The 10,816-nt window shown below is 44.4% G+C and carries 10 protein-coding genes and 2 pseudogenes; 8 read left to right on the top strand and 4 right to left on the bottom strand.

Annotated features, from left to right (window positions below; translation table 11 throughout):
• Positions 1-112: 112 nt before the first annotated feature.
• Positions 113-1,102, bottom strand: coding sequence for a Rieske 2Fe-2S domain-containing protein (locus DP116_RS23370; RefSeq protein WP_169157445.1), 990 nt, complete (start codon positions 1,100-1,102; stop codon positions 113-115).
• 124 nt (positions 1,103-1,226) lie between these two features.
• Between DP116_RS23370 and DP116_RS23365 the strand changes: the two genes are divergently transcribed.
• The 7 genes from DP116_RS23365 (at position 1,227) to DP116_RS23335 (ending at position 7,903) form a co-directional block, all read left to right on the top strand.
• Positions 1,227-1,910, top strand: a complete 684-nt coding sequence (locus DP116_RS23365) for a TetR/AcrR family transcriptional regulator (RefSeq protein WP_169157444.1) — start codon at positions 1,227-1,229, stop codon at positions 1,908-1,910.
• Between the two features lie 75 nt (positions 1,911-1,985).
• Positions 1,986-2,444, top strand: coding sequence for a helix-turn-helix domain-containing protein (locus DP116_RS23360; RefSeq protein ID WP_169157443.1), 459 nt, complete (start codon positions 1,986-1,988; stop codon positions 2,442-2,444).
• Positions 2,445-2,471: 27 nt separating this feature from the next.
• Complete coding sequence (locus tag DP116_RS23355) at positions 2,472-3,035, top strand: VapC50 family PIN domain-containing toxin (protein WP_169157442.1); 564 nt, start codon at positions 2,472-2,474, stop codon at positions 3,033-3,035.
• Between the two features lie 113 nt (positions 3,036-3,148).
• Positions 3,149-4,195 carry a zinc-dependent dehydrogenase gene (locus tag DP116_RS23350; protein ID WP_169157441.1) on the top strand — a complete coding sequence of 349 codons (1,047 nt, stop codon included), beginning with the start codon at positions 3,149-3,151 and terminating at the stop codon, positions 4,193-4,195.
• A gap of 349 nt (positions 4,196-4,544) precedes the next feature.
• Positions 4,545-5,831: an inorganic phosphate transporter gene (locus DP116_RS23345; protein WP_169157440.1), complete on the top strand. Its 1,287-nt coding sequence runs from the start codon at positions 4,545-4,547 to the stop codon at positions 5,829-5,831.
• Positions 5,832-5,894: 63 nt separating this feature from the next.
• On the top strand, positions 5,895-6,797 hold the full coding sequence (locus DP116_RS23340) for an AraC family transcriptional regulator (RefSeq protein ID WP_169157439.1): 903 nt from the start codon (positions 5,895-5,897) through the stop codon (positions 6,795-6,797).
• Between the two features lie 137 nt (positions 6,798-6,934).
• Complete coding sequence (locus DP116_RS23335; RefSeq protein WP_169157438.1) at positions 6,935-7,903, top strand: alpha/beta hydrolase; 969 nt, start codon at positions 6,935-6,937, stop codon at positions 7,901-7,903.
• A 107-nt stretch (positions 7,904-8,010) separates the two neighbouring features.
• Here the strand turns inward: DP116_RS23335 and DP116_RS23330 are convergent, their stop codons facing one another.
• From DP116_RS23330 to DP116_RS23320, 3 genes and pseudogenes are all read right to left on the bottom strand, one after another.
• Entirely contained in the window at positions 8,011-9,135 is a 1,125-nt protein-coding gene (locus tag DP116_RS23330) for a cyclic nucleotide-binding domain-containing protein (protein WP_169157437.1), read from the bottom strand.
• A complete protein-coding gene (locus DP116_RS23325; RefSeq protein WP_169157436.1) occupies positions 9,135-9,803 on the bottom strand; it encodes an iron-containing redox enzyme family protein in 669 nt (222 codons plus the stop codon). Before DP116_RS23325 ends, DP116_RS23330 begins: the two co-directional genes overlap by 1 nt.
• Before the next feature lie 494 nt (positions 9,804-10,297).
• Positions 10,298-10,543, bottom strand: a pseudogene (locus DP116_RS23320) (tetratricopeptide repeat protein); the annotation flags it as partial.
• A gap of 1 nt (position 10,544) precedes the next feature.
• Here DP116_RS23320 and DP116_RS23315 point away from each other — a divergent pair.
• Positions 10,545-10,748 (top strand): annotated as a pseudogene (locus DP116_RS23315) (inorganic phosphate transporter); the annotation flags it as partial.
• Positions 10,749-10,816 lie beyond the last annotated feature (68 nt).

The following is a 10,816-nucleotide window of genomic DNA, read 5'->3' as shown; positions in this document are numbered from 1 at the left end:
CCTGGCGTGCCAAGGACGCCAAGAAAATCAAAAAGAAGATAGGTAATCTTGCACCGGGAAGGGAGTAAGACACTATCTGCTATTTCTGAATTTTTTACACTAACGTAAGCCGTTACCGAGAGAAATTCGGTTCAACAACTGTTGGAAAACTCTCAAAATTTCGCCGCACCCAATCCATCCCGACTTCATTATTGAGCTTGATGTGCTGAGGTGTATTGGCATAGAGTTTGCTCAAAATGTCAGCGTCTTGCTCTACAACAATATCTATCAGCCGCAGGAGATTTCCTTTTATCAGATGAGCAATGGGAGTATGCGCTTTTATAAACATCAAAATGAAGACGCGGGAGTGATTTGGTGATTCTGGAATATAGAAATGACACTCTTTGAGGCTGAGGATTGCATTCTCACCGTGCATCACCGCCATGCATGGGAAGAAGTTTTCTAAATGAGCTTGAAGCACTTTTGGCATTGCGATGAGAACAGGATTTTTGAGGATGTGGCGGAGTGTAGGTTTCTTCCTCGGCTGATCAATGTAGGCGTGGGAGTGAAATCCATCATCGATAAACTGTTTCAACTGCACTTGTTCAATCTCAAATAACTCACGATGGGTGCCATTTTGGTGGTTGTAGTCGTGCATATTTAACAGGAGGCTTAGGAAATCAGTTTTGATACTGCGCTCGCCCGTGAACCCAATAAATTCATACTCCCCTGCAATTTCATTCATAATTGTTGGGATAGGAATCTTCGGCTCATAACCACCGTAAGACCAAATAAAGTCGCCTTGAATCACTAACTCCAATGGTTCCATCAAAGATTTTGTTGGCTTATTAGAACCTGGTAAGATAGTGCAGCCAGAGCCATCAAATTCCAATGCATGAAACGGGCAAACCACCACACTACTACCATCTGGCTTGGTGACACACCATCCTTCCGAAAGCATCGCACCCATATGAGGGCAAGCATTTGGTAAGCAACTGATTTTGCCTGTGCTGTCTTGCCAGAGAACGTAGTCATTACCGTAGAGAGAAACTTTCACAGGTTGATTTGGCTTGAGCATGGAACGGTGTGCTAATAGCCAGGGTGCACCTTGCAGCATTGTCATAAATACTTGTTAAACGACTTACTAATTAATTAGTAAGTTACGCTATAGGTGATTCCGTCGTCAATTGGCAATTCCGCAATAAGCGTGTTAACTCAACGAAACAGGATATCTCTTGCTTGGTAGTATGAGAAAACAAACGAGAGATTGTGATACTGTGGTTGGAAAAGTCAAGACTAAGCGAGTTACCAAATCGGTTCGTCAGATTCGAGATGCAGATGTGACGCAGCAGCAGATTCTTGACGCCGCAGAATTGGAGTTTGCTAGGCACGGTCTTAAAGGTGCGAGGTTGAGTGCGATCGCAAATCATGCGCACATCACGACTGCCACAATTCATTACTACTTCGAGAATAAAGAGGGCTTATACAAAGCCGTGTTGCAGCGTCCGATTGATGAAGTTCAGGCAATGGTTAGTCAGCTAAATCTCGACCATTTGCCGCCCGAAGACGCAATGGCGCATATCATTCGGACTGCGATCGCCTACGAAGCCAGCAATCCCCATCGTCAGATGCTGTGGTTCCAAGAAGCGAGTCAAAATCAAGGCCTGTATTTCAAGCAAGCCAACGTGTGGAGTTTATACGAGCATCTTCTCAAAGTTCTTGAGCGAGGTATAACAGAGGGGTGTTTTCGTCCACTCGACCCAATTTTAACACTGACTCATATTCTCAGCGTTTGCATTTTCTACTTTACTGTGCACGAAAATTGGAAACACCTAACCCCTGAGATTGATCGCCTCAGTCCAGAGATGGTAGAAAAGCACATTGAGGCGGCGATCAAATTTGTTTTGGCAGGTGTGAAGAACACTCCTTAACCATTTCGGATATTTCGTTTATGTAATACGGTTTGTGTTATCGTAGGTTGCATAGAGTTATAAAATATCAAAAAAATGACAACTATACTAACACATAACGTGCCTATAGAAGCAGTCAAGACTGAACAAGAAGCCCAATCTATTAAGCAAGTAGAAGATATTCTCAATAGCCAAGGTTCTCAAGTGAAACTAATAGGAACTAATGGAGAACAAATTGACATTCCTGAGTCACTTTATCAAGTGCTGCGTCATGTCGTCCATGCAATGGCTTCAGGACAAGCTGTATCTCTAGTTCCCCACAGTTATGAAATGACAACACAACAAGCCGCTGAATTTCTCAACGTTTCACGACCTTATGTTGTTAAGTTATTAGAACAGGGAGAAATTCCCTACATTAAGGTGGGTTCACATCGACGGGTTTGTTTTGAGGATTTGGTAAGGTATAAAGAACAACGGGATAAAAAGCGTAGCCAACTTTTGAAGCAACTTATTGAAATGAGCGAAGAAGCTGGCTTGTATGAGGAGGAAAAGTAATTGTGACATTAGTAGAGTATAATTGCTATGCCTAGCGCTCTCCTGGATGCCTGCGTCTTATTTCCGATGTATCTACGCGATACCTTGCTATCGACTGCTGAAGCTGGTTTGTACGTACTTTACTGGTCGCAAAACATCTTAGATGAAGCAATGAGGAACCTTATCCTTAAAGGGAAAATTTCTGTTGAACAGGCTGAGAATCTTCAGGAAACAATGAAAGCAGCTTTTCCTGAAGCAATGGTAAAAGTACCTGTGGAATTAGAGGAAGTAATGACAAATCATCCAAAAGATCGTCATGTTCTTGCGGCTGCTGTAACTGCTAATGCTAATGTTATTGTTACTAGTAATCTTACAGACTTTAACGCTCAAGCTTTGACACCTTGGAATCTGAAAGCACAATCTCCTGATGACTTCCTCTGTCTTTTGTTTGAGGACTATCCTGAAGAAATGATTCAAGTATTACGCCAACAGTCTCAAAAGTATAGAAGGCGACCACTTTCGTATCAGGAATTACTTGCATTTTTAAGTAAGAAAGACGGTGCTAATTTACAGAAATTGGTTGCTAAAATTCGCTCTTATGAATCGCGATAATCATGTAATTTAAACTACCACAAAAGATTTCCGTGACGAAAATTTTGTAGCAAGTAACATAAAGAACGCCCCTAAGTGTTAAATGTATGATCGTTGAGCGGTGAGAATTTAACATGAAAGCACAGGTATTTAGAGGCGTTAATCAACTTTCTTACGAAGAGCTGCCCGTACCGACACTGGAACCGGATGAAGTGCTGGTACAGGTGCAGGTTGTGGGGTTATGTCAGTCAGATATCAAAAAAATTCGTTATCCTTTGTATGAACCGCCGCGCATTTTTGGACATGAAACTGCTGGAACTATATCAGCGGTCGGTTCGCAAGTCACAGGCTGGCAAGTTGGACAACGGGTGGCGGTGATGCACCATATCCCTTGTATGCGTTGCGATTACTGCCTAAATGATAATTTCTCGATGTGCGATACTTACAAAAACATCTCTACGACAGCAGGATTTAACGCTAGTGGTGGAGGTTTTGCTGAATATGTCAAAGTTCCTGGTCATATTGTGCGTAATGGTGGGTTGATTCCCATTCCTGATAATATCAGTTTTGAAGAAGCAAGTTTTGTAGAACCAACGAACTGCTGCCTCAAAGCAGTCAAGAAAGCCCAAATTGCTCCCGGGCAAACAGTTTTGATTACTGGTGCGGGACCAATTGGGTTAATGTTTATCATGTTGGTGAAGTATTTTGGGGCGAAGGCGATCGCCACCGACTTACTCCCATCCCGGATTGAAAAAGCTTTGAGTGTAGGTGCAGAAGCAGCATTTGATGCCCGTGACGCCAACTTACCAGCAAAGATTCATGATTTGACCAATGGCATGGGTGTTGATGTTACCCTACTTGCAGTCCCAAGTGATAAAGCTTTCTTTCAAGCCCTCGATTGTACTCGCAAAGGTGGGAAAATTCTCTTTTTCGCGGAGTTTCCTGATGAGATGGAAATTCCAGTTAATCCGAATCTTCTCTACCGCAGGGAAATTGACCTTATGGGCAGTTACAGTTCATCCTACCGCATTCAAAGTTTAGCGGCTGATATTGTCTTTAATCGACGCATTGACGTGCAAGCATTGATTAGCGATCGCTATCGATTACAAGATTTATCAGCAGCAGTGGAACAGGCGATCGCTCCTACTGCAGAAACGTATAAGATTTTGATTTATCCGTAGAAGGGAGAAGGGGACAAGGGGAATAGCTAAAAAACCTTTCCTCATCTCCCTCATCTCAAATCTTGCACCTTACCGGTGAGTACGCCTTGAACTCAAGTTCAAGGCTTATAGCCAAAGTCCGTTAAAACGGACTGAAATATATATCCAGTGAGCTTTAGCTTACTTGAGCTTTGAGCCTAGAAATTTATTTCTAGGCGGACGAAAAAGCAGGTGTAAGATCTGAGTCATCTTCCTCATCCCCCAGCCTACGGCTCGCTAGCCCCGCAGGGGGTGCTGCGCAAACGCGCTTCACTCTCACACTCCCACACTCCCACACTCCCACACTCCCCTCATCTTCCACACAAACAAAATGCTTGTCATCATAGTTGCACTTCTCGCCTTTTATCTTGCTTGGAATCTCGGAGCAAATGATGTTGCTAACTCAATGGGAACTTCTGTTGGTTCCAAAGCTGTTACCCTCAAACAGGCATTGATTATTGCTGGAGTGTTAGAGTTTACGGGTGCGGTACTATTTGGACAAGAGGTATCGCAAACTTTGGCGACAGAAATTGTCAATCCAGCTTTGTTTGCCGATACACCGCAAATGCTAGTTACTGGAATGGTGGCGGTGCTGCTTTCTGGCGGTTTGTGGTTGCAAATTGCTACATCACGGGGTTTGCCTGTCTCTTCTTCTCATGCGGTTGTTGGTGCGATCGCCGGATTTAGCTGGGTTGCTTTGGGAGTGAGTGCGATTGATTGGTCAACAATTGGACAAATTACGATAGGTTGGATTATCACCCCAGTCATCAGCGGGGCAATTGCTGCTTTATTCTACAGTCAAATCAAGCGCTGGATTTTAGATCAACCAAATCCATTAGTACAGTTAAACGAGTGGATTCCTTGGTTGAGTGCTGTTTTGCTGGGGATTTTTGGTGTGATTGTGCTACCGTCACTAACTCAGGGACTCGCAACTTTTCTGATTGAGCAAGTTGGTTTCAAAATACCTGCTCATGATATTCCATTGGTAACTGGTGCTGTAGCTACAGTTGGACTCACATTCTACAGCTGGCGACAGTTGGAAGACAAGGGGACAAGGAGACAAGCAGACAAGGCAGACAAGGAAACAAGGGAAAAAACCCAAATCCAAAATCCTGTTGAAAGGTTATTTGGTCGATTTCAATTGCTCAGTGCTTGTTTTGTTGCTTTTGCTCATGGTTCTAATGATGTGGGGAATGCGATCGCTCCTCTAGCTGCAATTGCTTACATTAACCGCACGGGCAGTGTACCTACAGATGGTTTCAACATCCCCATATGGATTTTAATACTTGGTGGCGTTGGAATTGTCACTGGTTTAGCGATTTTGGGAAAAAAAGTTATCGCCACGATTGGCGAAAGTATTATTTCCTTGCAACCCAGTAGTGGATTTTGTGCTGAACTCGCAACTGCGACAACTATCCTGCTTGCCTCCCGGTTGGGTTTACCTGTCTCAACCTCCCATGCTTTGGTTGGTGGTGTCGTTGGGATTGGATTGGTGCAAGATATTAAGTCTATTCAATTCAAAACTCTTCAAGGAATTGCTGCAGCATGGGTGATTACAGTGCCTGCGAGTGCGGTTCTTAGCGCGGCTATCTTTTCTGTGTTGAGGATAAAGTTTTGAGTTTAGAAAAAGTTTATCCTCAACACAGAAAAAATTAGTCTGTAAGCAACGATAGAGAAGAATATGCAACAACAGCAGCCAGTGATTGTTCGGACAAACCAACCAGGGGCTACGTTACAGATTCTCCCCAATCAGCCAACGCTATCGAGTCACTTATTGAAATGGGATGGCATCACTGTGCGATATGCTTGGCAACCTGCCTGGGAAACACCAGAACATTGCAACACACAACACCTGATCTTGATCCGGTACTCACACGATTATGTCAATTCAGAACGCCAACTGGATGACAAAAGACAGCGTGAACAATTTAGCCAGGGAGACACGGTGCTCATTCCCGTTAATGTGCGACACAAAGCCCGTTGGGACGGAGCAGGAGAAATCATCTCTATCTCATTAGAACCAACTCAGCTTGCTCACCTTGCTCATGAATCAGTCGATGGCGATCGCCTTGAACTCTTACCGCAGTTTGCCCACCCAGATTTACTCATTCACGGGATTGGAGTAGCCCTGAAACGGGAGCTAGAAGCGGGTGAAGCCAGTAGTCGCCTTTATGTTGATGCTTTAACTACAGCGCTTGGTGCTCATCTCATTCGTCGTTATGCCACCCGTCATCATTACCTTGGCAATTACACAGATGGATTGCCAAAGCTGAAATTACAGTTAGTGATCGATTACATTCAAGCTTACTTAGATCGGGATTTAAGCGTGGGGGAACTGGCTGCAATCGTACAGATGAGTCGCTACCACTTTGGTCGTCTGTTTAAGCAGTCCACAGGATTGACCGCTCATCAGTATGTATTACAATGCCGGATTGAGAAGGCAAAACAACTACTGCGAGATCCAGAATTACCAATTACCGAAGTTTATCAACAGGTTGGATTTCAAAGTCAAAGCCACTTTACTAAGGTGTTTCGTCGGCATACTGGAGTCACGCCCAAAGCTTATCGTACCGACAGAAAATAGTAATCGTACGCGATAAGCCGGAGGCTTGACGCTACGCGTATCGCACAATTTGACCAATTATTCGCACAAATTGACAAGACATTTACAGTTGAAATTATTTAAGATTCAACATTGGAAAAGCAAAGGAACGAGGTCACATGAGAGAAGACATTTTTGCCAGAATGACAGCAGATACCCGTGCCGTTGTGCAAAAAATGCAAGCGCACGCAGTGTCCCCACCTCCTAATGCTGATTTCGTTCAATTAACACGCGATGGGTATCGACAGGTGATTGGGCTTGCTGGAGATGCTCAAGAAGTAGAAACCGTTGAAGACCACACAGTTCCATCGACACCCGCTATCCCACTTCGATTGTACAAACCGCGAGTTGAGTACAACGACACTCCACTACCGGCTCTTGTGTACTTTCACGGTGGCGGGTTTATCAGTGGTGGCTTCGATACCCATGATCGTCCACTTCGGGTTCTCGCTAACGCGAGTGGTTGCGCGATCGCATTGGTAGACTACCGATTAGCTCCAGAGTCACCCTTTCCTGCTGCACCAGAAGACTGCTTTGCTGGATTGCAGTGGGTTATTGAACACGCCCAAGAGCTTGGTATTAATCCCTCTAAAGTTTCAGTAGGTGGTGACAGTGCTGGTGGGTTGCTTGCTACGGTAGTATGTTTGATGTGTCGAGATCGTAATGCCAGTCGTCCAATTGCACAGATTCTTATTTATCCTGACACAGACTTGGCGATCAACACTCGATCATGGTATGAATTAGACTTTCTCCATCCAGCCCAATCACGTGAAAACAAATTGAGTCAGATTGCAATGTACGTTCCCAATCAGGCTGAGCGTGAACAGCCATACGCTTCGCCTCTGCGTGCTCCTAACCTGTCGAATCTTCCACCTGCACTCATAATTACAGCAGAACTCGATCCTCAGCGGGACGAGGGAGAAGCTTATGCTCAGCAGTTGCGCGACGCTGGCTGTCTTGTCACACATACCCGATACCCTGGTGTTATACACGGCTTCTATCAAATGGGCGGGGTGATTGCATCCGCAAGAGCTGCAATAGCTGAGGTTGGGGCTTACCTGCAACTTCGCCATACAGGGGCGAGTTAATGACAAATGCGAGCGCTGCATGATTTCCGCACTTTTTTTAGGGTTGGGCTAAACCTGCTCAAATCTGCCGCTTTATGAAGCGGCTGAGGTGTACTTAACACACGCCTTCACGTCGCACGCATTTCATTGCAGCCTCGCGACTTTAGTCCTAGTTGGACAAGATTCAAAAGTATTTTTGAAGCAATAATCGGTTCTTGTTTACAAAACTTGCCAAAGAATTCTCCAGGCACTACCAATATATTGCAGACTGAGCATGCAATTAAGTTTGCAGCACAAGGTTCAGGTGTCAGGATATGATTCTCAACAAAGAGTTCACCAGCGCTTAGAATCTTAGCTGGATGGTCGGGGACTTGATTGTCAATGACTTCTGCGATGCCTGATAACATGACGTAGAACGTCTTATCATAATTTCCCTGTCTAACAACACAATCGCCTGGTGAAGTCTTAATGATTGTAGCTTCCTTCAGGAACAGATTAGCCTCGGTTTGATCAAGTCCACGCAGTAGGAATATTTTACGTAAAGGATTATTGCCCAAGCGCTGACTTAGGGTGTCGAAAAAGACTTTTTCAGGTAAGAATGGGGCACTTTCAAGTCCAAAGTATTCCGGGTAAGTGCTCTCAAACCATTGACGCGCCTTTGTATCTTGAGGATAACAGAAGGCAAGACGCCTAAGGGGGGAGTGAACACGCTCAAACCAAGCATGATCACCCACCAACATCAGAAGCGGAAACTTGTAACCGAAAGACGAATCGTTATATGCTGATATATAGCGACTGTAACCAAGGTGTTCGTAGAACGGCAGTAGATAGGGACTGCAGTCTCCATAGTTGAGACGTACTCCACGCGATCGCCCCTCTTTATAACCAGCTTCTATTAAACGAAACACGGCGCTTCCGTGACGTAGTTGAGGATCGAGAATAAATCGACTGGTAGTAATAATGGCTGAGGTACCAAAGGTTTCTATTGCTGGTTTGAGGTTGAATTTGTTGATCAGAGGCTTAGGATTTGGTACGTCTTTAAGGAAGATGGATCTGAGTGAACCAACAACTTGACCGTCCTTTAGAAGCGCATAGGAGACACCGTAATCATCAAGGGAATCGCGTAAAATCTGCTTTGAGTGGTCTGCTTCCGGTGGCAAAATTTTCAATTCTTTGACATAGATGCGATAGCGGAAGTGACAAATCTCATTGAGTTCTGCCTCTGTTTTGGCGACTGCAACACTTAAAGTCATCAGACCCTTATCTTTGCGATTTCTGTGAACATTCGGACATAAAGGTCTGCAATTACGTCAGCTACGTGGTTAATATCAGCAACATCCTGAGGATTTTTAACATAAGTGTTCATGACCTCAGTCAGATCCGTCGTATGATCCCGATCACTAATGCCGTGTCCAGCCACAAATCTGAGCGCTGTGTTGGATAGACTGAGTCCATCATTGAGCTGTTCAGCGATGATTCCACCTATGTCATTGCCCATTGCTTCGAGGACATATAACCATCCAAACAACCCTACAGGATTTGCATACCCTGCAGTGTAATAGACAAATCCAATCATCGCTGAGCATGATGGTACTGGGTATGCCAATTTCACTGTAGATTCATTCACACCTAAATCTTGGAGGTCTGCTAGCGCCCACAAGTCGTGTCCTTGTTCTTCTTCTGCATGATGAAGCAAGTATTTGGCAAGTTGAGGGTGAGTGTTCATGCAACGGGAAGCCGCGAGTGCAATCACCTTGGGACTGTGTTGAGCATATTGATATACATTGGTTAAGTATTTGATGTAGATATCTTTGTCAGCTTTTCCTGCTAATACAGATTTAATTGATGCAGAGTCTTTTAGCCCTTCTAAAACCCGATAGCGAACATTCAACAAGTGCTGCGTGACCGTTGTCAACATCATAAGTCTCCTTTGTTAGCGAACAAATACGAGAGTCATCGCGTCCTAGCCTCACTAAAACGTAACCTCGGTTATTCCAAGCTTTAGTAGCATGCCCCTGACCTTTTTCATAGGTTCAGGGTGGGTTGACTGGGCAAATTTCGCGAAAAACTGCCTAAAACGTTTATATCTGGCAATTTCACAGCAAATCTGCGTCAGTTGCAGCTTCTTTCTCGCTAGGATTCATATCCACTGCTATCCTTGACATGTTATGGTTATCGCGCTTTTGTCAATAAGTAATCTTACTTAAAAAGGTGACAAAAACCGTGCTTGAAAACATAATTTTTGTGGGAGCGATAAGCGGAGCTTAAAGCATAAAGGCTTGTCGCGTACTATTTGTACTCGTCATTCACTTTTGCTCGAAAAAATCAGTCTTAAGTTAATTTAATACCTGAAATATGCTTTGTCATCAGCATATTTTCTAATTGACAAAAGCAACATTCTATTATTTTTTAACGAATGTCCACTGCTGGTTGCAAATTTTCTATAGCGAACTCAATCTGTCTTTGCAGTGCATAACAGGCGGCTTTGTTGTAGTAAGCACTAGCGTAGTCTGGTTTCATTTCCAGCGCCTTGTCGAAGCTTTCAATCGCTTCGTCATCGCGTCCCAGTCTCACTAAGGCGTAACCTAGCTTATTCCAAGCTTTGTAGGAGTGAGGCTTGAGTTTAATGGCTTTGTCAAAACAAGCGATCGCTTGTTCGTATATCCTGCTTGCCTCCCGACTGGGTTTACCCGTCTCTACCTCCCATGCTCTGGTTGGTGGTGTTGTTGGCATTGGACTGGTGCAAGATTTTAAGTCTATTCAATTCAAAACTCTTCAAGGAATTGCCGCAGCATGGGTGATTACAGTTCCTGCAAGTGCGGTTCTTAGTGCTGTTATCTTTTCTGTGTTGAGGATAAAGTTTTGATAACGCGCGTGTTACCTCACCCCGGCTTTGGCTGACGCCAAAACCTCCCCTCTCCTTAGCAAGGAGAG

This window comes from Brasilonema bromeliae SPC951, assembly GCF_012912135.1.
Lineage (GTDB): Bacteria > Cyanobacteriota > Cyanobacteriia > Cyanobacteriales > Nostocaceae > Brasilonema > Brasilonema bromeliae.
This window is presented reverse-complemented; position numbering and strand designations above follow the sequence as displayed.